Source organism: Cellulosilyticum sp. ST5 (assembly GCF_046529625.1).
Classification (GTDB): Bacteria; Bacillota; Clostridia; order Lachnospirales; family Cellulosilyticaceae; genus Cellulosilyticum; species Cellulosilyticum lentocellum.
The window spans coordinates 2929062-2954165 of record NZ_CP132338.1 but is presented as its reverse complement, the minus strand read 5'-3'; the positions used below and the strand labels follow the sequence as shown (position 1 = coordinate 2954165).

Annotated in this window: 22 protein-coding genes; 18 read left to right on the top strand and 4 right to left on the bottom strand. The window is 33.2% G+C overall.

What is annotated here, in order from left to right:
- Nucleotides 1-128 precede the first annotated feature (128 nt).
- Together QTL86_RS14565 and QTL86_RS14560 are read left to right on the top strand one after the other, a co-directional pair.
- On the top strand, nt 129-1520 hold the full coding sequence (locus QTL86_RS14565; protein ID WP_127065628.1) for an alpha-glucosidase/alpha-galactosidase: 1392 nt from the start codon (nt 129-131) through the stop codon (nt 1518-1520).
- A gap of 207 nt (nt 1521-1727) precedes the next feature.
- The gene (locus QTL86_RS14560) at nt 1728-3506 is read left to right on the top strand and encodes a DEAD/DEAH box helicase (RefSeq protein WP_127065629.1); all 1779 of its coding nucleotides are present in this window, start codon (nt 1728-1730) and stop codon (nt 3504-3506) included.
- A gap of 88 nt (nt 3507-3594) precedes the next feature.
- Here QTL86_RS14560 and QTL86_RS14555 read toward each other — a convergent pair whose 3' ends face one another.
- Nucleotides 3595-4083: a dihydrofolate reductase gene (locus tag QTL86_RS14555; RefSeq protein WP_127065630.1), complete on the bottom strand. Its 489-nt coding sequence runs from the start codon at nt 4081-4083 to the stop codon at nt 3595-3597.
- Between the two features lie 273 nt (nt 4084-4356).
- Here QTL86_RS14555 and thyX point away from each other — a divergent pair, with 273 nt between their 5' ends.
- The 5 genes from thyX (at nt 4357) to QTL86_RS14530 (ending at nt 10305) form a co-directional block, all read left to right on the top strand.
- On the top strand, nt 4357-5220 hold the full coding sequence (gene thyX, locus QTL86_RS14550; protein WP_127065631.1) for an FAD-dependent thymidylate synthase: 864 nt from the start codon (nt 4357-4359) through the stop codon (nt 5218-5220).
- A gap of 352 nt (nt 5221-5572) precedes the next feature.
- On the top strand, nt 5573-5770 hold the full coding sequence (gene cspD, locus QTL86_RS14545) for a cold-shock protein CspD (protein WP_013655645.1): 198 nt from the start codon (nt 5573-5575) through the stop codon (nt 5768-5770).
- A 382-nt stretch (nt 5771-6152) separates the two neighbouring features.
- Nucleotides 6153-6989 (top strand): sulfide/dihydroorotate dehydrogenase-like FAD/NAD-binding protein, encoded by an 837-nt coding sequence (locus QTL86_RS14540; protein ID WP_127065632.1) that lies wholly within the window; start codon nt 6153-6155, stop codon nt 6987-6989.
- Nucleotides 6990-8375 (top strand): NADPH-dependent glutamate synthase, encoded by a 1386-nt coding sequence (gltA, locus tag QTL86_RS14535; RefSeq protein ID WP_410495245.1) that lies wholly within the window; start codon nt 6990-6992, stop codon nt 8373-8375. It abuts the gene before it with no gap.
- 235 nt (nt 8376-8610) lie between these two features.
- Nucleotides 8611-10305 carry a methyl-accepting chemotaxis protein gene (locus tag QTL86_RS14530; RefSeq protein WP_127065634.1) on the top strand — a complete coding sequence of 565 codons (1695 nt, stop codon included), beginning with the start codon at nt 8611-8613 and terminating at the stop codon, nt 10303-10305.
- A 112-nt stretch (nt 10306-10417) separates the two neighbouring features.
- Here QTL86_RS14530 and trhA read toward each other — a convergent pair whose 3' ends face one another.
- Nucleotides 10418-11059 carry a PAQR family membrane homeostasis protein TrhA gene (trhA, locus tag QTL86_RS14525; RefSeq protein WP_410495244.1) on the bottom strand — a complete coding sequence of 214 codons (642 nt, stop codon included), beginning with the start codon at nt 11057-11059 and terminating at the stop codon, nt 10418-10420.
- Between the two features lie 193 nt (nt 11060-11252).
- Between trhA and QTL86_RS14520 the strand changes: the two genes are divergently transcribed.
- The 7 genes from QTL86_RS14520 to QTL86_RS14490 all read left to right on the top strand — a co-directional run bounded on the left by QTL86_RS14520 (nt 11253) and on the right by QTL86_RS14490 (nt 17188).
- A complete protein-coding gene (locus QTL86_RS14520) occupies nt 11253-11906 on the top strand; it encodes a DUF1836 domain-containing protein (protein ID WP_243118645.1) in 654 nt (217 codons plus the stop codon).
- A 210-nt stretch (nt 11907-12116) separates the two neighbouring features.
- Nucleotides 12117-14135, top strand: a complete 2019-nt coding sequence (locus QTL86_RS14515; RefSeq protein WP_410495243.1) for a methyl-accepting chemotaxis protein — start codon at nt 12117-12119, stop codon at nt 14133-14135.
- Nucleotides 14136-14421: 286 nt separating this feature from the next.
- Nucleotides 14422-15942, top strand: a complete 1521-nt coding sequence (locus QTL86_RS14510) for a radical SAM protein (RefSeq protein WP_410495242.1) — start codon at nt 14422-14424, stop codon at nt 15940-15942.
- Between the two features lie 73 nt (nt 15943-16015).
- Nucleotides 16016-16180 (top strand): hypothetical protein, encoded by a 165-nt coding sequence (locus QTL86_RS14505; protein WP_190283505.1) that lies wholly within the window; start codon nt 16016-16018, stop codon nt 16178-16180.
- A 35-nt stretch (nt 16181-16215) separates the two neighbouring features.
- Entirely contained in the window at nt 16216-16410 is a 195-nt protein-coding gene (locus tag QTL86_RS14500) for a hypothetical protein (RefSeq protein WP_410495241.1), read from the top strand.
- Between the two features lie 47 nt (nt 16411-16457).
- Nucleotides 16458-16652, top strand: a complete 195-nt coding sequence (locus tag QTL86_RS14495; RefSeq protein WP_127065640.1) for a hypothetical protein — start codon at nt 16458-16460, stop codon at nt 16650-16652.
- Nucleotides 16653-16993: 341 nt separating this feature from the next.
- On the top strand, nt 16994-17188 hold the full coding sequence (locus QTL86_RS14490) for a hypothetical protein (RefSeq protein WP_410495240.1): 195 nt from the start codon (nt 16994-16996) through the stop codon (nt 17186-17188).
- A 145-nt stretch (nt 17189-17333) separates the two neighbouring features.
- Here QTL86_RS14490 and QTL86_RS14485 read toward each other — a convergent pair whose 3' ends face one another.
- Nucleotides 17334-18992 (bottom strand): phosphoenolpyruvate carboxykinase (ATP), encoded by a 1659-nt coding sequence (locus tag QTL86_RS14485; RefSeq protein ID WP_013655652.1) that lies wholly within the window; start codon nt 18990-18992, stop codon nt 17334-17336.
- A 274-nt stretch (nt 18993-19266) separates the two neighbouring features.
- Here QTL86_RS14485 and QTL86_RS14480 point away from each other — a divergent pair, with 274 nt between their 5' ends.
- Entirely contained in the window at nt 19267-20556 is a 1290-nt protein-coding gene (locus tag QTL86_RS14480; protein ID WP_127065642.1) for an aminotransferase class V-fold PLP-dependent enzyme, read from the top strand.
- On the opposite strand, the gene QTL86_RS14475 is transcribed toward QTL86_RS14480, so the two are convergent.
- The gene (locus QTL86_RS14475) at nt 20553-22115 is read right to left on the bottom strand and encodes an oligosaccharide flippase family protein (RefSeq protein ID WP_410495239.1); all 1563 of its coding nucleotides are present in this window, start codon (nt 22113-22115) and stop codon (nt 20553-20555) included. The two genes, QTL86_RS14480 and QTL86_RS14475, sit on opposite strands and share 4 nt — an antisense overlap.
- Before the next feature lie 172 nt (nt 22116-22287).
- Here QTL86_RS14475 and QTL86_RS14470 point away from each other — a divergent pair, with 172 nt between their 5' ends.
- The 3 genes from QTL86_RS14470 to QTL86_RS14460 all read left to right on the top strand — a co-directional run bounded on the left by QTL86_RS14470 (nt 22288) and on the right by QTL86_RS14460 (nt 25044).
- A complete protein-coding gene (locus QTL86_RS14470; RefSeq protein ID WP_127065644.1) occupies nt 22288-22845 on the top strand; it encodes a hypothetical protein in 558 nt (185 codons plus the stop codon).
- A gap of 103 nt (nt 22846-22948) precedes the next feature.
- Nucleotides 22949-24013, top strand: coding sequence for a glycosyltransferase family 4 protein (locus QTL86_RS14465; protein ID WP_127065645.1), 1065 nt, complete (start codon nt 22949-22951; stop codon nt 24011-24013).
- A complete protein-coding gene (locus QTL86_RS14460) occupies nt 24010-25044 on the top strand; it encodes a YbhN family protein (protein WP_127065646.1) in 1035 nt (344 codons plus the stop codon). The genes QTL86_RS14465 and QTL86_RS14460 overlap by 4 nt, the downstream gene beginning before the upstream one ends.
- Nucleotides 25045-25104: the final 60 nt, after the last annotated feature.

Genomic DNA, 25104 nt, shown 5'->3' with positions numbered 1-25104 from the left:
ATAATATATAATTTTAAATAGGAACAAAAAAAGACTAATTTAAAGAAAAAGAACAATAAATACAGAGAAATATAAAAATAATAAAGGTACAATAAAGATATATGATAGGGGAAAGGAGCCTAAAAAAGATGAAGTACATTGAAGATAGAGTCGAAGATATACAAATCACCTATATTGGTGGGGGGTCTAGAGGTTGGGCATGGCAACTGATGAGTGATTTGGCAAGAGAGCCACAATTAGCGGGGACAGTAACGCTTTATGATATTGATTATGAAGCAGCATTGCAGAATGAAAAAATAGGTAATCGCCTAAAAGATAGAGAAGATGTCAAAGGTAAGTGGCAATATAGGGCAGATAAAAGCTTGGAGAGTGCTTTAAAGGGAGCGGATTTTGTTGTGATTTCCATTTTGCCAGGTACTTTTGATGAGATGGCTTCCGATGTACACGCACCAGAAAAATATGGGATTTATCAATCTGTTGGGGATACAGTTGGCCCAGGGGGACTTATTAGGGGATTAAGAACCGTCCCTATGTATGTGGAGTTCGCAAAAGCTATAGAAAAGAATTGTCCTGAAGCTTTCGTTATTAACTATACCAATCCTATGTCTTTATGTGTAAAAACGCTTTATGAGGTATTTCCACGGATTAAAGCATTTGGTTGTTGCCACGAGGTATTTAATGCACAGAATTTATTAGCAGCAGCATTAAAGGATATAGAGGGCATAGAGGGCGCTACAAGAGAAGAAATCAAGATAAATGTCAAGGGAATTAATCATTTTACCTGGATTGATGAGGCTTCTTATAAAGGATTAGATTTAATGCCAATCTACAAGCAGTTTGTAGACAAATATTATGAAAACGGTTTTGAAGAAGGGAAAACAGGAAATTGGATGAATGACTTCTTTGAATCAGCTAATAGAGTGAAGTTTGATCTTTTTAAGCGATACGGTATTATTGCAGCAGCAGGAGATAGACACCTAGCTGAGTTTATGTCAGGTAACTGGTATATAGAGAATCCAGAAACAGTTATGGATTGGAAATTTAGTTTAACACCTGTTAGCTGGAGAAAAGAGGATTTAAAAGAAAGATTAGCTAAAAGCAAGAGACTTGTTAAAGGCGAAGAAGTTTTCGAAGTTAAAGATTCAGGAGAAGAAGGCGTTAGACAAATCAAGGCATTAGTTGGTCTTGAAGACCTAGTAACCAATGTTAACTTGCCTAATGAAGGTCAAATTTTTAATCTGCCAAGAGGCTCTATTGTAGAAACCAATGCCATTTTTAGAAGAGGACAGGTATTACCTATAGTAGCGGGAAAACTTCCAAGTGCTATTCAAGGAATAGCAACACGTCATATTACCAATGCACATCTTATTCTAGAAGCCGCATTAGAAAAAGATAAGAAAAAAGCTTTTGTAGCTTTTGCTAATGACCCATTAGTTAATATATCCTTAGAGGATACAGAGGAGCTTTTTGAAGAAATGCTCAAAAATACAGCAAATTATTTACCTGGTTGGAAATTATAAATATAGAGCAGTTAAAATTTAATAGAAAATAATTCACAAAAATGCTTTTATTCAAGAAACTCGCTAGCCCTTGAATAGAAGCATTTTTCCTATAATAGGAACATTTTACTCCTTGAGGTTTCAAGTAATATGTAGTATGATTAAAGGTATGGATGTAAGCGAATAGATTAATTTCACTTATAAATTATTTAATAGATTGTAGAGGTAATGATTATAGAAAGTATATTATTTAACCAACTAGAAGTATCAGAAGACATTATTAGAGCGGCTCATGATATGGGATTTGAAGAAACAACGCCTATTCAAGGGAAAGCGATCCCTATTATTTTACAAGGTAATGATATTATTGCACAAGCGCCAACAGGAACTGGTAAAACTTGTGCATTCGGTATTCCAGCAATAGAAAGTGTTGACACTACGAATGAAAAAGTACAAGTGCTTATTCTTTGTCCAACACGTGAGCTTGTTATCCAAACAACAGAAGAGCTTTCAGCTCTTGCTAAATATAAGAGAGGTATACGTACTCTTCCTATCTATGGAGGACAACAAATAGATAGACAGATTATAGCTCTTAAAAAAAGACCTCAAATTATTGTAGGTACTCCAGGTAGAATTATGGATCACCTTAGAAGAGGAACTTTAAAATTAGAACATTTAAAAATGATTATCTTAGATGAAGCAGACGAAATGCTTAACATGGGATTCCGTGAAGATATTGATGTTATTTTAGAAAGTGTACCAGAAGAACGTCAATTTGTACTTTTCTCAGCTACTTTAGCAAAAGCCATTTTAGATATTGCTAATAAATATCAAAATAACCCAATCACTGTTAATGTTGTTCATAAAGAGTTAACAGTACCAACAGTTAAACAATACTATCTAGAAGTAAGAGATAGCAATAAGGTAGAAGTTTTATCTCGTCTAATTGATGCGAATAACTTTAAGCTTTCAGTAGTATTCTGTAACACTAAAAGACGTGTAGATGATTTATGTAGAGACCTTCAAGCAAGAGGTTACAGTGCAGAATCACTTCACGGAGATATGAAACAACTTCAAAGAGATAATGTTATGTCTCGTTTTAGAAATGGGCTCATTGATATTCTTATAGCGACAGATGTTGCCGCTAGAGGAATTGACGTAGATGATGTAGATGCAGTATTTAACTATGATGTACCAAGTGATGAAGAGTACTATGTACACCGTATTGGTCGTACAGGTCGTGCACAAAGAGAAGGTGTTTCCTATACTTTTGCAGCTGGTAAAGAATTAGCTAAATTACGTGATATTCAACGTTATACAAAATCAAAAATTAAGCTTATTAAGCCACCTTCAATTGAAGATATTCAAGAAAATAAACTTTCTGGAATTATAGATGAAGTAAAAGCTATTTTAGCTGAAGGTAAGCTTACAAAATATACAGGTTTTATTGAAAAGATGCTTGAAGAAGTAGGCGACATTGAGGATGAAAATTACGCAACATCTCTAGAAGTAGCAGCAGCCTTCCTTAAAATGACTATGGATAAAATGGTTATGGGAGCTTCAGCAGAGTATTCAGTAGAAGACTTAGCAGCACGTAGCAATTATGATACAAGCAAAATTGATGGAGACTTTGTACGTTTATTTATTAACCTTGGACGTAAAGACGACCTTCAAGTATCAGAACTTGTTAAATTTATCGCATCTAACTGTAATATTACAGGTAAGGAAATTGGCCGTGTAGATATGCTTGATAAATTCTCATTCTTTGAAATTCCAAAAAAACATCTTGGAGATATTATGGCTAACCTTGTAGGCGAAAGCTTAAAAGGACGAAGAGTGAATATTGAAGTAGCTAATAGAAAACAAGATGGTAGAGATAGACAAATGGGTCGTAGTACATCAAGACGTCAGGAAAACAATGGTGAGAGACGTGGAGATAGTAATAGACGCCAAGATGGAAACCGTTCAAACTACCGTTCTCGTAGTAATGATAAGAATAATAGATAATATGAGCAAATGAAGTCAATAAAAATTGCTATCTCATATATTGTAAAATATATATGAGATAGCAATTTTTTATTGTAGGAAATATATATTAATGACCTATTCTTTTCCAAAGAGTAAAGAAAAAATAATGACCAGTAGGTGTTTGCGACTTACTACAAGTGGATTTTATCAATAGAAAATCTTTTTGATAATCGGGAAAACAAGTATCTCCCTCAACAACTTCATCAATTAAAGTAATGTATAAATATTCTGCGAAAGGTAAAAAGGCTTTATAAATTTCACCACCACCAATTACAAAGACTGCTTCTGTTGTTGTTTTGCATAACTCTAATGCTTCATTTAAGCTATGCAGAACAACAACACCCTCCGCAGAGAAGTTAGGGTTTGTAGTTAAAACCATATTGGTTCTATGGGGGAGAGGTTTACCTATGCTTTCGAAGGTCTTTCTTCCCATGATAACAGTATGCCCACTTGTTATTTCACGAAAATAAGCTAGGTCTTCAGGAATATGCCAAGGCATTTGATTGTGAAGTCCAATTTGATTATTTTTACTAACAGCTGCGATTAAACAAATCAATAGTGTAATCTCCTTTAAAGTTTGATAGAGTTATAGTATATCAAGGATATGATACTAATAGGTTAATATAGAAAAGAAGGTTAATAGTCATTAATGAAAGACAGGATTTAATAAGATACTTGCCAGTGGAAGTCTTTTGTAATACACTTTCATCATAGAGAGAAATTAATCTACTATTACTTTTATCTATAACTAATCAAATTATAGTATAAACCATAAGCGTTAGTTTAGATAGGTTGTCTAATATATACAGAAAGATAAGAGGAGAATCAAGTGGAAACTAAATTAAATGTAGTCATATTAAGTCATACACCAGAGTTTGAACAAAATATAGTAAGAGGAGCTAGACTTTGCTATAGTTCAGCAGATATAGAAGAATTAAGAGACCAAATTACACCAGAAAGTGCAGAAAGATTTTTAAATATGATTTTAGAAATCGGGCATGGTTCCATTCTAGAGCATAGTAGCATTACCTTTGGAATTGAAGGTGTAAGTCGTTCCTTAACGCATCAATTAGTACGTCATAGAATAGGTTGCAGCTATTCTCAGAAATCACAACGTTATGTAAGTGAAGGACAGTTTGAGTATGTTATTCCAAAGCCAATAGCTAAATATGATCGTTTAAAAGCAGACTATATTAAGATGATGGAGAAATTGCAAGAGGACTATAATCATATCACCCTTAGTTTGTTAGTGGAACAAATCAAAGAACAAGCAGCAACTGGTAAAGTAACGGAAGAAGTGAGCTCAGCTATAGCAAATGGTATAGAGGGAGAGGCTCTAGTGGAGATTCTCAAGGATAGTGATAAAAAACTCTATTCAAAGCTTGAAAAGATTGCTATAGAAAATGCACGTTATGTGCTTCCAAATGCATGTGAAACAAAAATTCAAGTAACAATGAATGTTAGAGCACTTTTTAATTTCTTTAAAGAAAGACTATGTGATAGAGCACAAGAAGAAATTAGAGATATGGCCTATGAAATGTGGTTAGCTTGTATGGAAATTGCTCCAACTATATTCAAGTATGCAGTCCCTACCTGCGTTCATGGGAAATGTAAAGAAGGTAAGATGACTTGTGGTAAGATGCTTTATTATAAAGAAAAGCATGGTAAAATTATTAAAAAATATGAGAAATAATCAAGAATATTATAAGAGCAAGGCTTCATAGTACTGGATTAGTAAAAGTATTATTAGGGCCTTGCCCTTTTGTTAAATGAGATAAAATATTAGCTAAACAGTAGATGTATGAATTGGAAAATCTACAAAAATTCCTCTAAAAAATTTTTATAATTCTAATATTATTATGTAAAAAAATTTAAAGCATCTTGATTTTTCGCGACAATTATGATAATATTAGTGAGTAAGTTAAAATATTGAAACAAAAACGGATAGGTAGGCCTCTTGTAACAAAAAAACTAGCAAGACCGAATAACGTTTTGCGTAGCAGTGTTTTAGCAATAAAAGATTTTATTTAAGGAGGCCTAGTAACATGACAGGTAAAGTTAAATGGTTTAACGCAGAAAAAGGTTTTGGATTTATCGAAAGAGAAGGTGGAGATGATGTATTCGTACACTTCACAGCTATCCAAGGCGACGGTTTCAAAACATTAGAAGAAGGTCAAGAAGTTAACTTCGATATCGTTGAAGGTAACAGAGGACCACAAGCTGCTAACGTTACAAAAGCATAGTTAGCGTTAAATAATTGTAGATAATGACGATACTTTTGGGTATCGTCTTTTTTTGTAGATGTTAGCTATAAAAAATTTCAAATTATAGCCTATAAAGAAGTTGCATACTAGAATCTAGAATGAAAATGAAAACTAAAATGAATAAAAATACAATAATATTAACAAAAAGTATATAATAGTATAAAAATTTGTTGAAATATAAAGGACACAATGATAAACTAGAAATGGAATGTTAAGGAATTAACAACTCGTTTTGCTGCAATGAATCGCGGCAATTAAGGTAATAAAAATGGCTGCGATCATCGTGGCCTTTTCTTAAATACACAGGGGAAGGGTACTTGGTATATAGGAAATATATTTACGAAGAATAAAGGAGGATACTATGTATAAGATTGTTAAAAAGCGTGTGCTTAATCCTACAGTCGTACTTATGGATATTGTAGCACCAGCTATTGCTAAAAAAGCAGAACCAGGGCAATTTATTATTTTAAGAGTAGATGAAGAGGGAGAACGTATTCCTTTAACAATCGCAGATTTTAACCGTGAAAACGGGACAGTAACCATTATTTTTCAGATTGTAGGAAAAACAACCCAAGCTCTAAGTGAACTTGAAGAAGGTCAATTCATTTGTGACTTTGTAGGACCATTAGGAGTAGCTTCTCATGTCGAAGGACTTAAAAAAGTAGCTGTTATTGGTGGAGGAGTAGGCTCTGCTATTGCATATCCAGTTGCTAAGAAATTACATAACTTAGGAGCTAAAGTTGATGTTATTGTTGGTTTTAGAAATAAAGACTTACTTATTTTAGAAGAGGAGTTCAAAGCTGCAAGTGATCGTCTGTTTATTATGACAGATGATGGTTCCTATGGAGAAAAGGGCCTTGTAACAGCAGCTCTTGAAAAATTGATTAAAGAAGGTAATGAATATGATGAAGTCATTGCTATTGGACCTTTAGTCATGATGAAATTTGTAGCACAGCTTACTAAACAATATGGTATAAAGACCGTAGTGAGTATGAACCCTATTATGATTGATGGTACAGGTATGTGTGGTGGTTGTCGTTTAACAGTAGGCGGCAAAGTGAAGTTTGCTTGTGTAGATGGACCAGATTTTGATGGCCATGAAGTAGACTTTGATGAAGCTATTTCTAGATCTAGCATGTATAAAGACTTTGAAAAACATGCACTAGAACATCACTGTAATCTAATGGAGGTGAAATAAATGGCAAACATGAGCCCTAAAAAATTAGAAATGCCAGTGCAAGATCCTACAGTGAGAAATGGAAACTTTGAGGAAGTTGCATTAGGTTATACTTTAGAAATGGCACAGGAAGAAGCTAGCCGCTGCTTAAATTGTAAAAATTCACCGTGTGTAAGTGGCTGCCCTGTAAATGTTAATATACCAGGCTTTATTACTGAAATTCAAAAAGGTGATTTTGAAAAAGCTTATGAAGTGATTCATGAATCTAGTAGTTTACCAGCTGTGTGTGGTAGAGTTTGTCCTCAAGAAACACAATGTGAAGCTAAATGTGTAAGGAGTATTAAAACAGAAAGTGTTGGTATTGGCCGCCTTGAACGTTTTGTAGCGGATTATCATATGACTAATAGCAAAGAAGAAGTAAAAGTACCAGAGGCAAATGGACACAAGGTAGCAATTGTAGGTGCTGGCCCTGCAGGACTTACTTGTGCAGGGGATTTAGCTAAAAAGGGCTATAAAGTAACAGTATTTGAAGCACTTCATCTAGCTGGTGGTGTACTTGTATATGGTATTCCAGAATTTAGACTTCCAAAAGCCATTGTACAAAAGGAAATTGATACTTTAAAGGCTATGGGAGTAGAAGTTCTTACTAATATGGTAATTGGTAAAGTTATTTCTATCGATGAACTTTTCGAAGATGGCTTTGAGGCAATTTTTGTAGGCTCAGGTGCAGGTCTTCCTAACTTTATGAATATCCCAGGAGAAAATCTAAAAGGGGTATATTCAGCTAATGAATTTTTAACACGTGTTAACCTGATGAAAGCTTATAAAGAAGGAAGTGATACACCTATACATAATAGTAAGAGTGTAGCTGTATTTGGTGGTGGTAATGTAGCAATGGATGCTGCAAGATGTGCTAAGCGTCTTGGGGCAGAAAACGTATATATTGTGTATCGCCGCGGTGAAGAAGAAATGCCGGCAAGAAGAGAAGAAGTAGAGCATGCTAAAGAAGAAGGCATTATCTTTAAAAATCTTACTAACCCAGTACAAATCCTAGGTGAAGCAGGTTGGGTAACAGGTGTTGAATGTGTAGAAATGGAATTAGGTGAACCAGATGAATCAGGAAGAAGAAGTCCTATTGTAAAAGAAGGTTCTAACTTTGTATTAGACATCGATTGTGCCATTATGGCCATTGGTACAAGTCCTAATCCTCTTATTATAAGTACTACAAAAGGCCTTGAAACCAATAGACGTGGCTGCATTATTACAGAAGAAGAAACTGGCTTAACCACTAGAGAAGGTGTATACGCTGGTGGAGATGCAGTAACAGGCGCAGCAACAGTTATTCTGGCTATGGGTGCAGGTAAAAAAGCAGCAGCAGCAATGGATGAATACATTCAATCGAAATAATCAACTTTAGCAGAAAATAATTTTGAAGTTTATAGGGCATATATGGCTAATTGACCATATGTGCCTTATTTTTCATGTGAAATTGTAAACAACTTGACTATTATACAAAAAAATATCTTATATTTATTAAAAAATTTATTTAGATTTGTCAATTATTTTGAGCAAAGAAGATTGAGTGTTTTTGTGATATTGTGTTAAAATATGAAAATAAATGGATAAGTAGGAGGAAAAGGTAGTGAAATTCAGATTAAATTTGAGATTAAAAGGAAGATTATATGCTTTAATTATACCCATGGTATTAGTCATAAGCATAGTATTTACTATTCTGGGTAGTATTTCATTTGTTTTTAATACAACAAGCTTAGTAAGAGATCAAATGAAAACTAATATGATTTTTTTTAACTTTGACATGGATAGCCGTTATCCTGGATCCTACAAAAAAGTAGAAAATGACTTGATAAAAGGAGACGAGAGTTTAACAGGCATAGAAGAAGTTCATGTACTAAAGAAATATACAGGATATGAGTATATCATCTTTTGTGAGCAAACTATAATTGCTAGTACTATTAAAGAGGTAAATAGTGATGAACTAATAAGTAATGAAATTATTGATAGGGTACTAAAGCAAGGAAAATTATTTCAAGAAAGAAGGACAATCAAGGGAATTAGTTACACTTGTAGTTATGAGCCTATTAAAGATGAGCAAGGGACGCCTATAGGGATGTTATTTATGGCAGCAGATAGATCGAAGCATATAGCAAATATAGAGAACTATTTGAAGTGGACTTTAATTACCACATTAATTCTGTTATTAGCGGCTTTTATTGCTATGGGAATTGTAAGTACACGTATTAGTAGGCGTATTATAAGTGTATGTGAGCAAGTAGATTACTTAAAAGACAAGGATTTTACATATGAGGCTTCAAATTATATCCAAGAGTTTGCTGATGAAACAGGAGATATTAGCAGAAGTGTTACACAGATGCAAAAAGACATCAGGGAGACTTTAGTTTATATGAATCATCTGGCAGATCAGGTGGATAGTGAATCAGCAGGGTTATCTAATTCTTCAGAAGATATGGCAAAGGTAATAGATAATATCACTATGACTATTCAAGGCGTAGCAGAAGGTACAGTAGATCAAGCTACTGACTTAGTAGGTATTAATGAAGAGGCTCATGCATTAGGGAATGGTATAGCTCAAGTTATTTCTTCCGTAGATCAAATTAATCAAAAAGCAGAACAAATTAATGAAGTGGCTCTCAAAGGTAATGAAGATATAAAAGAGGTAATGAAAGCACTGAGAATCTTTGGGGAATACTTCAATAATTATAGTGAAAAAATTAATTCATTTGAGAATCACATGAAAAATATTGATGAAATTATCATAGTCATTGAAAATATTTCAAAACAAACAAATTTATTAGCTTTAAATGCAGCTATTGAAGCAGCGAGAGCAGGTGAAATGGGAAGAGGATTTAGTGTGGTTGCTGAGGAAATTAGAAACTTAGCGGAGCAAAGTCAAATGGCTACTAAAAATATAGCTGAAATTATTGGTAATGCTTCAGTAGAAACCAAGGTACTTATTGAGGGAAATGGAGAGATGACTACGCAATTAGAACATCAAGATGATAGCTTAAAGCAAATGTTTGAGTCATTCAAGTTGATTACTAAAGCAGTGGAGGAAATTGTTCCTCAGATTAAATCAGTTAATGAAGAAGCACATGTTTTAGAACGACAAAAGGAGAGTATATTAATGCGCATTGAAAATAGTTCTTCTATTGCAGAAGAAGTATCGGCTTCCTGTGAAGAAGTATCAGCAGCTTGTGAAGAAGCAAATACCGCAACAGAAGAAGTGGCACAATCAGCAATGAAACTTAAAGACATGATCAATCAGTTAAAAGATAACGTGCATACTTTTAAGGTTTAATTTATTGAATAAGATAATCTCAAAAAAGAAGAGCTGTAAAAGCTCTTCTTTTTTTGAGGTTATCTTATTCAATTGGTGAATTTATTTAAAGTCTTAAAGACTTTAAAGCCTATTAAAGGACATATCTAAGAATAGCCCAGTAGTGGCAGGCACTACCTAACATAACAAAGATATGAAAAATTTCGTGAAAGCCAAAGTTAGGTGAAATATTAGGTTTCTTGCAGCCGTAAATGATACCACCAATGGTGTACATTAATCCTCCTAGTAGCAAATAGATAAAGCCACCTAAAGAAAGTGAAGCATACAGTGGTTTAAGTGCAAAAAGAGCAATCCAACCCATACCAATGTAAAAGCCGGTAGAAAGCCATCTAGGCATATTAATCCAACATACTTTTAAAATAATACCAATGATTGCAAGACTCCAGACAGTAATAATAATACTCCATTTCCAAGCACCTGTTAATGAGAGCATACAAAATGGGGTATAAGAACCAGCAATTAAAACAAAAATCATAGAATGATCCAATTTTTTTAGTTTAAGCAAAATCGCATCAGTGGTGTGGACTAAGTGGTAAATGCCACTAGTTGTATAGAGAGCAACTAAGCTTATACCAAATATAATAATTGAAACAATAGCTGTAGTGCTAAGAGAAATATCAGTAAGGTTAAGTAAAAAGATTGTGCCAATTAATGAAAGTACAGCACCGAATAAATGAGTTAAGGCATTAACTGGTTCTCGTAAATATTGTTTCATATAATCATCTCCTAAACTCATTAAGTAGTTTCTAATACTACTTAATGTTATATATAAAATTTATCATATTGTTAGCATATAAGTCAATAGCGTTTTTAAAATAAATTCTCTTGATTTTAATATATGGGATGTGTATGATGAAAGTAGTAATGTAGAGCTTATAAAGATAGGAAGACTACTAATGGAGGGCACTGTGGAAAATAAAGAGATTAATAAAATAATAGAGACCTTAAAATTAGATGAAGTAATAGAACCTCAAAGCATTCCTAACTTAGATTTGTATATGGATCAAGTCATTACACTTTTCGAAGAAAAATTGGCACATACGAAAAGGAACGAAGAAGATAAACTACTGACAAAAACCATGATTAATAATTATGCAAAGGATAAACTTCTTATGCCTGCTAAGAAGAAAAAGTATACAAGGGAACACATTATACTTATGATCCTTTTATATGAAATGAAGCAAATCTTAACTATTTCAGATATCAAGACTTTATTTGGCATTATTGTTAAAGAAGACCGAGTTGATGCCAAAAAGCTTGAAGAGATATACCAAATTTATTTAACCCTTAAAAAGAAGGGGATTGATGACTTTAAAGAGCAAGTAGAGAAGGTTAAAGTTAGTTTAAATCAGCAATTAGAAGAATCTAACTTAATCCCATTGGAACTAAAGCAAGTGGGAGAATTAGATAGTGAATTAGCTGAGAACAGAGAGACAGATGAAAAAGTAAAACCTAAAATAGAAGATATGCTTATGGTTATTATGCTTACACAAAGAGCAAATTATTATAAAAGATTAGCAGAAAAAATAATAGATGAAAAAATTAAAGTAAATGAGTTGTAAAAAGACAAGAGCTATAAAAGTTCTTGTCTTTTTAGCGTTAAAGAAGTTTGCAAGTCGTATAGGGATTTCTATCAAAATAGTAGGATTAAAATATATTATTTAGTTTAAGTAAAAAATATAAAGTATATGAAATTGACTTTTATTTAATAAATATTGTATTATAATACAGTGAAAAAATTATGTAAACAAAATCATCAAGGGGGACTCAATATGACTAGAAAAAGGACAGTAAATAAGAGTAAGAAAATGTCGCTACATATCGATTTGATAATTACGCTATGTAGTATTTTATGTATTATAGTAGTGGCGACAGCTATTTCCATGATTTCTTACAATGAAAGTAAAAAAACAATAAAAGACTTGACGATGAATCACCTACAACAAAATGGTAGAGAAGTAGCAAGGAGCGTAGGACGGGAAATTCAGATAAGAAAACAACAATTAGAAAATATTGCAGTATTAGATGAAGTACGTTCTATGCAGTGGAATGAGCAACAAGCAATTTTGATTAGAGAAGCTAATGCATGGCAATATCGAGATTTGTTTGTAGCGTATACAGATGGGAATGTGCATTATGCAAAAGAAAATGCTATTAAATATCAAAAGGAAGAGGATTTCTTTAAACTTATCATTAAAGGAGAACCTGTTATTACGGAGCCCTATATTGTAGAAGATGAAGGTGTCAGCATTATTACCTTAACAACACCTATTAAGGGAAAAGAAGGGGAAATAATAGGTATACTTTGTGGAAGTATAACTTTAGATAGTGTTAATGAGATTATACAACAAGTAGGTTTTGGTAACAGTGGATATGCGTGTATTGTTAATAATGCAGGAGAATTTGTGGCTCATAAGGATATGGACTTAGTATTTAATAGAGTACCATTTCTAGAGCAAGGTACCTATTTAAATGAATTACTTGATCAATTAATGGCTAAGGAAAGTGGCCAAGGAGAATATCATTTTAATGATGGGGTGAGATACGTAACCTATGAACCTCTAGAAGGAACTGCTTGGTCTTTGCTTGTTACTGAGTCAAAGAAAGAGCAACTACAGCCTTTAAATCATATATTATGGACAAATATTATTATTACGCTTATTTTGATTATTATAAGTTCTATTATAATAAGTTTACTTATACGTTATTACATGAAGAACTCACTTGAAAGAATGAACAAAAGAGCTAAACAATTAGGTAGATGTGAACTTATAGTAGATCAGGTAGCTCATTATCCTAATAATGACGTAGGTGAGGCGTTAGAAGTATTAGATGAGGGGATCAAGGTCCTTCATAAGACAATGCAAGAGATTAAAGATACAGAAGGTGCAGTACTAGAGAGTAGAAATGAAATAGAAAGTATGATGAAAGGCATTACAGATGAAGTGAGCCATACAACAAGTACAGTAGAGAATATCACAGCAAGCTTAGAAGAAGTATCTGCTAATCTAGAAGAGATGGATAAAGTTATACATAATGTGGAGAATAGTACAGGACAGTCTAATAGATATGTAGAAAAGGGAGTAGCTATGGCAAAGGATATTCAGTTGCAAGCTACCAAATTACATGAAGAGACTATTGCATCTAAAGATCAGGTACAACAGCTGTATATGGAGGCTAGTGGGAGACTAGGAAAAGCTTTAGAGAAAGTGAAAGTTGTTGAAGAAATTACTACTGTATCTAACAGTATTTTAGCTATTGCGGAGCAGACAGATTTATTAGCTCTAAATGCAACAATAGAAGCAGCACGTGCCGGAGAACAAGGGAGAGGCTTTGCGGTTGTCGCTAATGAAGTGAAAAATCTAGCAGAGGCTACAGGAGAGCAAGTACATGTTATTCAGAACAATATTAATGAGGTGTTAAAAGCTGTACAAGACCTCTCATCGGCTTCAGCAGACATGTTAAATATTCTTAAGCACCAGGTTTTAGATGACTATGAAAATATGATTAGCATTACGCTTAAATATAAAGAAGCAGGTAATGAAGTTAAACAGATGGTAGAAGGAATTAAGGAAAAGTCAGAAGAAATCGTTGATGCAATTTCTTATACGACACATAATATGGGAGACATCTCCAATGCAACTACTCATATTGTAGGTGCAGCAACAGATATTGTTGCAAGCATGGGCAGTATAGAAAAACAAAACCAAGTAATACTAACCAAAGTAAATGAAAATAAAGAAGCATCAGAAGCATTGGCAAGTTTAACAAAACAATTTAAACTGTATTAATGATATAGAAAAAAGGTGTTACATAGCTCGTTTTAAGAGGCTATGTAACACCTTTTTTATGTAAATGATTTGAAGAATAGTAACATTATATATTCATAAACATACATGTCAGGCCATTAGGTTGAAGTGTATAAAAGTATAGTGTAAAATTTTTTTATAAAATTTTGAAAATTTAAAAATGAATGTACTGTTTTTTAGTTATTAAGTCACCAGTTTGTCATAACTATTCTATAAGAGAAAAACTTTTTGTAGTGAAAAGTTTATAAAAGACGAAAGGGGAGTAAAGATGTATAAACCAATTACAGCAGTTTGGGAGATTACAATGGGGTGTAATATGCAATGCAAGCACTGCGGTTCCAGTTGCTCATCAGCTTTGATAGGGGAATTAACCACAGAAGAAGCACTAGGACTATGTAAAGAAATAGGGGAGCTGGGGTTAAAATGGATTACTTTATCAGGAGGGGAACCTACTATAAGGAAAGATTGGCATCAAATTGCAAAGGCACTTAACGAAAATGGTGTTATACCAAATATGATTACAAATGGTTGGCTATTTTCAGAAAAAGAGGCGCAAAAGGCTGAAGCTGCGGGCATTAATACATTAGCAATTAGTATAGACGGTCTTCAAGAAACCCATGATTATATGAGAAGAGAAGGCTCCTTTGAATGTTCTATGAACGCTTTTGAATGTTTAAGAAACACCTCTGTACATACGGCAGCTATTACTACTATTCATAATAAAAATATAAATGAATTAAAGCAGATAAAGAATATATTAATAGATAAAGGTGTTGAAAGATGGCAACTTCAAATAGGCTTACCGATGGGAAATATGGCTCACCATCAAGATTTAGTAACTCCACCAGAAATTATAAATGATATTATCAATTTTGCATATGAAGAAACTCAAAAGGGAGGAATTATCATTGATTTGGCAGATTGTATAGGTTATTTCAATGCAAAAGAAATAGAGGTAAGAGAAAAAAACTCAGGGCAAGAAGGATATGGTTGGGATGGCTGTGGAGCAGGAAAACATAATTTTGGCATTTTACATAATGGAGATATTATAGGGTGCGTATCTATTAGAGATAACGAGTTAGTAGAAGGAAATATAAGAGAAGAGCCATTAAAGTCAATTTGGGAAAAGGCAGATGCTTTTAGTTGGAATCGTCAATTAGTAAAAGAACAATTAAAGGGGAATTGCCAAAAATGTAAGTATGGGTCTATTTGTAAAGGGGGATGTACGAATTCCCGATTAGTCCATAAAGGCAGCATTTATGAAGAAAACAAGTATTGCTCATATAGCCTTGTAATGGATCAAGCTCAAGAGACTTTTAGCCGAGTAATAGACACTGGAGAACTCTTACTTAAGTCTATGAAATTTTTACAATATAAGCAGTATCAATTAGCAGAGATGACACTGTCATTATATTTAGAACATGAGCCATTTGATTTAGAAGCTTATAAAAACTATGGATTTGTCGCATTTATGTTAGAGAACTACGAAGAAGCTAAAAAATGTAATGAAAGTATTTTAAAGAATAATCCGTTGGACGTATATGCCTTAAAAGGACTAGGTCTAACGCTAGCAAAGATGGGACAAGTAGAAGAAGGAATAGCTTATTTAAAAAGAGCTATTGAACATACAGATCATACATTTTTAGACCCGTATTATGATTTAGCAATTACTTTAGTTGAAGATAATCAGTTAGAAGAAGCCCAAGCCCTTATTTATGAGGCTACATTAAAGTATAAAGAATTTAAGCCATATGAGGAGTTATTTAATAAAAGATTAGGGATTTCTTAGAGTAAAACCAGGTATTTTTAATTTTCATTATTGAAAACTTAAAAATAAATATTAAAAACAAGGAGGGTTAAAGATGCAGGAAAACGAAAAAGTGACCAAAGAGCTAACGGATGAAGAACTTATGGAATTAGCAGGAGGATTTATAGCAGAAACTTCACTAAATAAGGTAGCAGTATTAATGTATGCTATTCGTCCTATTTTTCCAGAGTTCATAAAAAGAGTATTGGGATTATTTTAGTAAGCAAGAAAAATTTATTGTAGGAGTAGAAGCGTATGGATAATAACAAGCAAAAAGAACTTATAATGGATGAAATTATTATTGAAGAATTACAAGAAATATCAGGAGGAACCATAAGTGCAATCAATACATTACCTGGATTGAAGCTTCCTATATTATCAGGTTTAGTAGCAGTACCTGATAAATTTATACCTATTGGTGGTGTTATTAGAAGGTATACAAAATGCTAGAATACTTAAATTAAAAAATTTGAATAATCGATAAGGAGATGAATAAAATGGAAGAAAATAAAAAAGCAATTCAAACATTAACAGATGAAGAACTTATGGACTTAGTAGGTGGGGTTAGTTTTCCTAATATTATAAATATAATTAAATTCCCACCTTTATTTCCGCCGTTATTACCACCAGTTAAGGTAATACCACCTATAATGGCACTTTATGCTATTTCTCCAATTATAACAAAATTTTAAATGATTCTTTATCTTCGTATGTTAGAAATAGTATGTGAAGATAAAGGTAGTACTAATAATGTTTCTATATAAGGGAGTTTAGTTAAATGAATGGGCTAAACTCCCTTATATTATTAATTTAATATTGTATCTATAAATTAAAGGAGAAGGAGTATTAAATGAGGGTACATTACATAGAAGCTGAAGAGTATCTAATTGCATATTTTCCTCGGACTTTAAGATGCTTTGTTATAAATCAAATGGTGTAATCTTTTATTGATGCTATTGAGTTAGGCGTTGATAAGGAAAGCATTATTTCTATATCAAAAATTCAAATTTAATAAATCAAGGGGGAATTTAAAATGAAAGAATGTAAAAAAATGATTAAACAACTTACAGATGATGAACTGATGGAAATGGCAGGTGGATTTGAAATAAGTATCTCGCAAAAAACAAACGCAATAGTTATGCTAAAATATGGTGTTTATCCTGTAAGGCCACAGTCAATAGATAAGGTGATACTTTTGAATGATAAGATATATCCTAATAGAGCTTGAAAATAAATAAGAGCTAAGATTATTAAATGATAAGTAGCTAGACTTAAAAAACAAAGGCATCCTATGAAACGAGAGATTTTCGTTTGATAGGATGCCTTTTTAGTGCTTCAATTGGCGATTTTCACACTAGGTTATTTAAAATAAATTAAGCATTTTTAGCTTCAGCAACAACTTTTTTCAATGCTTCAAGAGCATCGGCAGGAAGTTTGTCGAAGCCTCCTTTTACAGTATCACGAGATGCAACGAAATCTACACGGTCTTGCATACGTTTTTGTAATTGGTCAACATAGTTTTTATCAGAGAAGTCTGGAACAAAGCCTTCAACTTCCATAATTTCGATATCAGAGAATGGTCCCCATGGTTTGAAAGTAGCTTTACCTTCAACAATGGCTTCAAGTACACCAAGCGTATCTTTTGGTGTTACTTTTTTACCCATGAAGTCTCCTGTATTGATGATGTAGCAATCTACATTTCTTTCAGCAACTAATGCTTTAAATTTATCATAGTCATTTGCAAGTGGGTAGGTTCTAAATGGATTAGCATATGGTTCAACTACTAAAGCATTTGGATCTACGCCAGGAGCAAGTCTTTCTGCACTTGAACGTTTGGTAGCAAGTGTAGCACCCATAACTGAAGCAAGTTCAGCACCACTAAGTTTTACTACTGGTGGAATAGTAGGGTCTTTCATAATCCAGAAGATAGCATTAACTGGTTCATCAAATTTATTAACACGGTTTGGTGACCAGAGAATAGATTTAACAGCACGACCATTACCATTACGTACATCTTCTGTAACAGGAACGATTTTACCATCTTCATCCATAGTAGCACCACAGTTTTGCATTGTAACAAGGTATTTGTTATCTTCACAAGTAAGTGGGTAATCTTGTGTTTTATCAAAGTAAGCTGGTTCTAAAGCAACTGAAGAGCCATCTTCTGTTGAAATAACAAAAGCATCATCATGAAGTACAGTAATATCATATTTACCGCCATGACGCGCATGTGTAAGTGTTGATTTACCAGAACCAGAAAGTCCGAATACACCAGCTACGAAAGCTTTACCACCTGGAAGGTTGTAACGTTTTTGACCGCCGTGACAAGATGCATAACCATGACGATTAGCCATAGCCCAAGCAAGTGTTAATGTACCTTTTTTGTGTTCTCCAAAGTATCTCATACCAAGGATAGCAGCACAGTTGTGTTCTGGGTCAAAGAAGGTAAGACCCATTGGATGATCTGGATGTGACCAGTCTGGATCAGAGAAGATGTAAAGGTCTCCATCTGGATATTCTTTAGACTCAGCATACATTCTTGAAACTTCTTCGTTGATCGCTTGGAAGTTTAGTAACCAAGAATACATAATATTTTCTTGAGTTTCAGGAATGCAGAGGTGAGCTTTTACAGAGAAATCTTTATCAAGACCTACGATAGCTTGTGCATGATAAAGCTTTTTAGTACGAGCTTTGTAAATTGCTTCACTTATTTTTAATGCATATTCTCCTTGATTAACGCCTGGTTCGCCCATGATTTTACGAGCAGCAGCAGCACGGCCACTTACAGCACCATCATTGAAAAGAAGAATCTTACTATCTTCATCAAGGCCTAAAAGTTCTGGTTTGTATACAGGAATATCTGTTACTACAGTACCAGGAGAGTTTTTAGCTAATTTATAAGCTTCTTTTAGAGATGTTACAGGCGTTACATTATTACCATAGAATGCTGTTTCGATTGTGGTACGAATTTGGTGGAAAATAGGATTACTAGCTCCAATTTCAGTTCTAGGGAATCTTGCTTTTGTTGACATATGTAAATCCTCCTTAAAATAAAAATAGTATCATTGCATGCTATTTTGTTAAATTTGAGATAAACCTCTCTAAACACAATTATCTTTTATTTTTAGGAATAAGTCAACAAATATAGTTGATTTGTATATTATTATAAAAAATAATATTAAATATTGAAAATAAAGTTAAATATAGAAACATATTTGACTGATTTTATATAAATAAAAGACCAATAGGCATATATTCATAATTTTATTTAGAAAGAATATAATTTTCTAGGGGGTGAGAATATAGATGGAAGAAAAGGTTAAATACAGAGAATTGTTTAATGGTATAGAGGTGCCGGTTAAACTTATAGATGGAGAGTCTGTGTGTCCTATCAACTTTGATAATGCGGCTACAACTCCTCCTTTAAAAAAGGTAGATGAATTTATTTATGAAAATATGATGATGTACGGTTCGGTTGGTAGAGGTGGGCATAAGTCATCCTATTGCACGAAGGCTTATGAAGTGTCAAGAGAGGAAGTACTTGATTTTTTTGGATTAACACCTAATGACGGTTATGAGGTAATCTATGTTAAAAATACTACAGAAGGAATTAATTTATTAGCTACCTTATTATGTAATCGTAATCACAATAAGATATTAACAACGCGTATGGAACATCATGCCAATGATTTACCATGGAGGAATGTAGCTCAGCCTTTTTATGCTGAGGTAGATGAAAATACAGGGAAGCTAGAAATAGATACCTTGGAGGATCGACTAAAAAAAGCTCAGGGAACAATTAAATATGTCAGTGTTACAGGTGCTAGCAACGTAACTGGTTATATTACACCTATCCATGAGATTGCCAAATTAGTTCACCAATATGGTGCTAAGCTGATTGTTGATGCGGCACAATTAGTAGCTCATAGAGAAATTAATATAAAAGGAAAGACTAAGGATGAAAACATTGATTTCTTAGTGTTTTCTGGTCACAAAATGTATGCACCTTTTGGAAGTGGGGTAGTTATAGCTTCAAAGCAAATGTTAGAAGAATGTCCTCCCTTTTTAAAAGGAGGAGGAACAGTTTCGTTTGTATTTGATAATGATGTTTATTATAAGGACACACCTTATAAAGATGAGGCAGGAACACCTAATTTTTTAGGTGTCATGGCTGTTGTTGCAGCTATGACAGTTTTGAAAAAGATAAGCTTTGAGGCAATACAAGCACATGAAGAAATTCTTAGAAATCACTTATTATTAGGCCTTAAACAAATTTCAAAAGTCATATTATATGGAGATTATTTAGAACAAAACCGAGTGGGGGTTATACCCTTTAATATACAGGGCATGCATCAGGACAAAGTAGGAGAATTTCTACAAGATAAAAGAGGAATTGCTGTTAGAACAGGGTGCTTTTGTGCACAACCTTATGTCATGCGTCTTCTAGGTATAGACAATGAAGAACGGTACAAATATTTAGTTAATCCAAAACTTGAAAAACCAGGAATGGTGAGAGCAAGCTTTGGACTTTATAATACAATAGAGGAAGTAGATGAATTTTTAAATGTGATAGAAATGATGGTAGCTCATAATTAGTTAAGGAAAGGCATGTGTTTTTTTAACCAAGCCAAATCTTCAGAGGATAAACATTCTATAATAAAGAGAACAACTAAATAGATTATAATAGTTAAACTAATACCTATAATCACTTTAGTTGTTAAACCAAATTGATAACGGAAAAAACGATTAATAATAAGTCTAGAGAATGTTCCTCCTGCTGCAGCTGCTAGGCTGGGTTTTAAAAGCCAGTTAGTAAGCTGAAATTTAATATGCGTCGTATTTAATAATGCATTGAAATTAAGAGTAGAGGTTAAGATACAACTAATCATCATAATACCCATAAAAGCAGTCATGCCCTTAATTGGTAATAGAAAGTAAATTAAAATAATGCGACAGATGGAATCTAACATACTATATTTAAGACAGCTCATTTGTTTACCAAGGCCCTTAAGGATACCATCTGTAACTACTTCAATATAAATAAAAGGTACGACTAAAGAAAGGGCACATAGCATAGGGCCTATAGCTTCATTTTTATAGATAGCGAAGCCTAGTTCATTGCTATAGTTCACAAATATACCAACTACTAAAATACTTAAGATAAAGGTAAGTTGTAACACCCGATTAGTAGTTGTAATCACTCGTTCTTTTCGCTTTAGCACATTGGCCTTGGCAATTTCAGGCACCAGTGTAGTAGAGAAGGCTGTAAGAAAAGCAGAAGGAAAAAATAAAATAGGTAGTACCATGCCTTTTAGCATGCCATATAGCCCCATAGATTCTTGAAAAGAGTTTCCAAATTTCTTAAGTCCAGTAGGAATTAAAATGTTTTCAATAGACATAAACACATAAGCAATATAAGAAATAGAAGCAATAGGTAATAAAATGCTAATTAGACGTATAAATAAATTAGTAGAGCTCTCTAAAGCGATACTATTTTCTTTATTATGAGCTTGATGATATTTACGGCGATCTAAAATAAAGAGTGAGCCTAAATAGCTCCAGGAGGTCATTTCACCAATTGTAAGTCCAAGGCCTATAGCGCCATAAGCATAGGAGAGGCCAAGAGGAGAATAGAGCTGTACAAGAGTAAGAATAAGTCCCATTTTAACAATTTGTTCTATAATATCTGCACTGGCTGGAAAAACAGTTTTTTTAGTGGCATAAAAGTAGCCCTTAAAACAAGAGGAGCAGCTAATGAAAGGAATGCTAATAGAAAGGAGTCTTAGGCCTATACTAGCATGAGAATCATGAATAATGTGCATGGCTAAATAAGGTGCGCCTATAAAAAGTAGAATACTTATTAAAAAGCTTAAGCTTAGGGCAAAGGTAAAAGCAATACGCATAATCTTAGCAATGTTATGGGGAGCCCTGCGGCCTAATTCTTCAGCTACTAATTTAGATACAGATACGCTAAGACCAGCAGAAGCAAAGGCAACTGCAGTTGTATAAACAGACATAGTAAGTTCATAAATGCCAATGCCTTCAGCACCTAATATATGAGATAAAAAAACAATAGAAATCATGCCTATAGTCCGGGTAAAGAAAGAAGTAGCTGTTAAAATAAGCGTACTGACCATAAGTGTCTGCTCTTTCATAGATTGTCTCCTTTCAAAGAGAAAAAGTAAGGTACATTTAAAAGTCTTGTATGAAAACAGTATATGTGCAGCTATGAAAAATTAGGACTAGTTAGTTGAAATTGGACGTTGATTTTAATAGAGTGGGCTAGGTATAATGACTGTAAATGGTCAGTTGTTTAGGAGGAAAAATATGAGAAGTCAAAGACAAAAAATACTTAATCGTATAGATGAAAGTCCAGCTACAAGCATGCAAAAAGATTATGCACGTTCTTTAGGAATTACTTTGCCAGAAGCAGCTACGAAAAGTGATGCAAAAGCACTGATAGATTTAGAATTAGATTCCGATGAGCCTGCATCAGAAGGGCTAAAGGCTTTTGCAATAGAAAAGGGAATGAAATTCTCGGATTACGTAGGAAATAAATATCTTCATAATTTATTATTTGATAACCTTGAATCATTAGATAAGGTTATTTTCTTTTGCTTTTGCATTTATAAATTCCATTTTAATGACAGTGAGGAACATATATTGGAACATCCAAAAAAAGAGGTTTTTCAGGATTTTGGGGAACAATATGTTAAAGATAGTTTTTTTGTAGCTTCCATGGAAGAGTATATCGGAGAAGAATTAATAGCTTTCGGAAAAAGTGAAAAAGTAACTAAAGAGGGAAAGAAAAAAACAATCTATGGTGGTAGTATTTATACAAGAGCTTATAAAAACGCCTATGATTACCTTAAAGCTTATATTTAATATGAGAAATATTAAAAAAACTTAAGATTTATACAATGAGGTAAAAATTAAGGTATAATAGTGACTGTAAATGTATAAGAAATTTTGGCAGGGAGGTCTAAATATGCCAACAATCAATATGCTATCAGCAGCAGATAAGGTAAAGGGACAAGGTGTTGGTTCTGCTTATTTAGAACAACTAGACCTAGTACAAAACGGACTAGGAGAAGAATATACAATAGAAGTTAATAAGGTAAAGTGTGCGGATATTATGCATTATCACACCATTAACTTGCCGTATTACTTAAGCTTGCCATTCGCGAAGGCTAGAAAAAGTGTAACAGTAGGAGCCGTACATTTTCTACCAGAAACAGTAGATGGTAGTATTAAATTACCTCATATTGCTACACACGTTTTTTATAAATATATTATTGAGTTTTATAAAAGTATGGACTATCTTGTAACTGTTAATCCTAATTTTATTGACAAGCTAGAAGCTTACGGTATTCCAAGAAATAAAATAGCTTACATCCCTAATTTTGTTTCTAAAGAGAAGTTTTATAAAATGAATGAGCTTCAGAAAAAAGAATTAAGGAAAGCGTATAACATTCCACAAGATAAATTTGTAGTACTTTGTGCAGGACAATTACAGCTTAGAAAAGGTGTTTTTGAATTTGTAGAGATTGCTAAGGCGATGCCAGAAGTAGAGTTTATTTGGGCAGGAGGTTTTTCCTTTGGAAATATCACATCTGGGTATAAAGAAGTAAAAGAGCTTTTAGACAATCCACCTAAGAATGTAAGATTTTTAGGCATAGTAGAAAGGGATAAGATGAATGAACTTTATAACATAGCAGATCTTATGTTTTTACCATCTTATAGTGAACTTTTTCCTATGATTATTTTAGAAGCAATGAATTGCAATACACCGATTCTTTTAAGAGATTTAGATATTTATCCTAATATTCTTTTTGATTACTATATGAAGGGTAATACGAATGAGGAATTCATAGGACATATTCAAAGACTTAGAAATGACATAGCATATAAAGAAAAATATATTGCGAAGTCAAAAGAGGGAAGTGAATTTTACTCAAGAGAACATATCCTTTCAATGTGGCAAGAATTTTATGCTGAAATATTGTGCGCGAATAAGAAAATACTTTTAGCAGGTGGAGAATTTACTACATGAAAAAATATAAATGGAATGTTCTATTTGTATTCATATTAGGTTTAATCATGGCATGGATTTTACTAGGTAAAGGTAATCCTAAAATGATGTTAGAAAGTGTTAAAACTTTAGCACCTAAATGGTTACTCATAGGACTAATATGCATTGGCTTATATGTAGGAGTAGAAACCATTATACAATATATGCTTACTAATAAGATGCAAAGAGGACATTCCTTATGGAATGCCTTTAAGGTAGTAATGACAGGTCAGTTTTTTAATGCCATTACACCCTTTGCCTCTGGTGGACAACCTATGCAAGCTTTTATTATGGCGAAGCAAGGAGTACCAGTAGGAACGTCTATTAGTATATTGATGACGAAATTTATTATTTATCAGCTTATTTTAACCTTGTATTCTATGATTGCACTTTTAATACAGATGCCATTCTTTTTTTCTAAGATTAGTGGCGTTGTGTATTTATCTTTAATAGGGTTTTTAATTAATTTTGGTATTGTAATGATTTTGGTTGCTTCTGTATTTATGAAACAACAACTTAAAAGAGTAGGATTTTGGGGAGTTAATTTACTCCACCATATGAGAATCATTAAACATCCTACAGGCATTAAAAGAAAAATCATTGCTCAAATTGATTTATTTAATAAAAATATTGGTTTGTTGAAGAAAAATACAAGTTTGCTTTTACAAGTAAGTATGTTAACGATTATGCAGCTTACAGCTTACTTTTTAATTCCTTATGCAGTGTATAAAGCTTTTGGGTTAGCAGGAACTAAAATGTTTGTTATTATATCAGCAGCGGCTTTTATAGTAATGATTTCATCTTTTGTTCCTATTCCAGGAGGTTCAGGGGTAGCAGAAGGTAGCTTTTTCTTGTTCTTTCAACTTTTCTTCCCAACTACTATTTTGCCGACTGCTATTTTATGTTGGCGACTGATTACTTTTTACATTCCATTATGTATAGGTGGCGTTATGACCATGCTACCTGACCATAAAGTTAGAAATTTAACTGGTGAAAGTAAGATTGGCGCCTAGTTGTAATAGAATATACATGGAATAAGATGCATCTAAAACGGTGATACTCCTCTATAAGAG

What these genes read in the sequence shown, in the direction of transcription:
- QTL86_RS14565 (WP_127065628.1), top strand. Translation starts at nt 129, where the DNA reads ATGAAGTACATTGAAGATAGAGTCGAAGATATACAAATCACCTATATT.
- QTL86_RS14560 (WP_127065629.1), top strand. Translation starts at nt 1,728, where the DNA reads ATGATTATAGAAAGTATATTATTTAACCAACTAGAAGTATCAGAAGAC.
- cspD (WP_013655645.1), top strand. Translation starts at nt 5,573, where the DNA reads ATGACAGGTAAAGTTAAATGGTTTAACGCAGAAAAAGGTTTTGGATTT.
- QTL86_RS14540 (WP_127065632.1), top strand. Translation starts at nt 6,153, where the DNA reads ATGTATAAGATTGTTAAAAAGCGTGTGCTTAATCCTACAGTCGTACTT.
- gltA (WP_410495245.1), top strand. Translation starts at nt 6,990, where the DNA reads ATGGCAAACATGAGCCCTAAAAAATTAGAAATGCCAGTGCAAGATCCT.
- trhA (WP_410495244.1), bottom strand. Translation starts at nt 11,059, where the DNA reads ATGAAACAATATTTACGAGAACCAGTTAATGCCTTAACTCATTTATTC.
- QTL86_RS14515 (WP_410495243.1), top strand. Translation starts at nt 12,117, where the DNA reads ATGACTAGAAAAAGGACAGTAAATAAGAGTAAGAAAATGTCGCTACAT.
- QTL86_RS14510 (WP_410495242.1), top strand. Translation starts at nt 14,422, where the DNA reads ATGTATAAACCAATTACAGCAGTTTGGGAGATTACAATGGGGTGTAAT.
- QTL86_RS14505 (WP_190283505.1), top strand. Translation starts at nt 16,016, where the DNA reads ATGCAGGAAAACGAAAAAGTGACCAAAGAGCTAACGGATGAAGAACTT.
- QTL86_RS14500 (WP_410495241.1), top strand. Translation starts at nt 16,216, where the DNA reads ATGGATAATAACAAGCAAAAAGAACTTATAATGGATGAAATTATTATT.
- QTL86_RS14495 (WP_127065640.1), top strand. Translation starts at nt 16,458, where the DNA reads ATGGAAGAAAATAAAAAAGCAATTCAAACATTAACAGATGAAGAACTT.
- QTL86_RS14490 (WP_410495240.1), top strand. Translation starts at nt 16,994, where the DNA reads ATGAAAGAATGTAAAAAAATGATTAAACAACTTACAGATGATGAACTG.
- QTL86_RS14485 (WP_013655652.1), bottom strand. Translation starts at nt 18,992, where the DNA reads ATGTCAACAAAAGCAAGATTCCCTAGAACTGAAATTGGAGCTAGTAAT.
- QTL86_RS14480 (WP_127065642.1), top strand. Translation starts at nt 19,267, where the DNA reads ATGGAAGAAAAGGTTAAATACAGAGAATTGTTTAATGGTATAGAGGTG.
- QTL86_RS14475 (WP_410495239.1), bottom strand. Translation starts at nt 22,115, where the DNA reads ATGAAAGAGCAGACACTTATGGTCAGTACGCTTATTTTAACAGCTACT.
- QTL86_RS14470 (WP_127065644.1), top strand. Translation starts at nt 22,288, where the DNA reads ATGAGAAGTCAAAGACAAAAAATACTTAATCGTATAGATGAAAGTCCA.
- QTL86_RS14465 (WP_127065645.1), top strand. Translation starts at nt 22,949, where the DNA reads ATGCCAACAATCAATATGCTATCAGCAGCAGATAAGGTAAAGGGACAA.
- QTL86_RS14460 (WP_127065646.1), top strand. Translation starts at nt 24,010, where the DNA reads ATGAAAAAATATAAATGGAATGTTCTATTTGTATTCATATTAGGTTTA.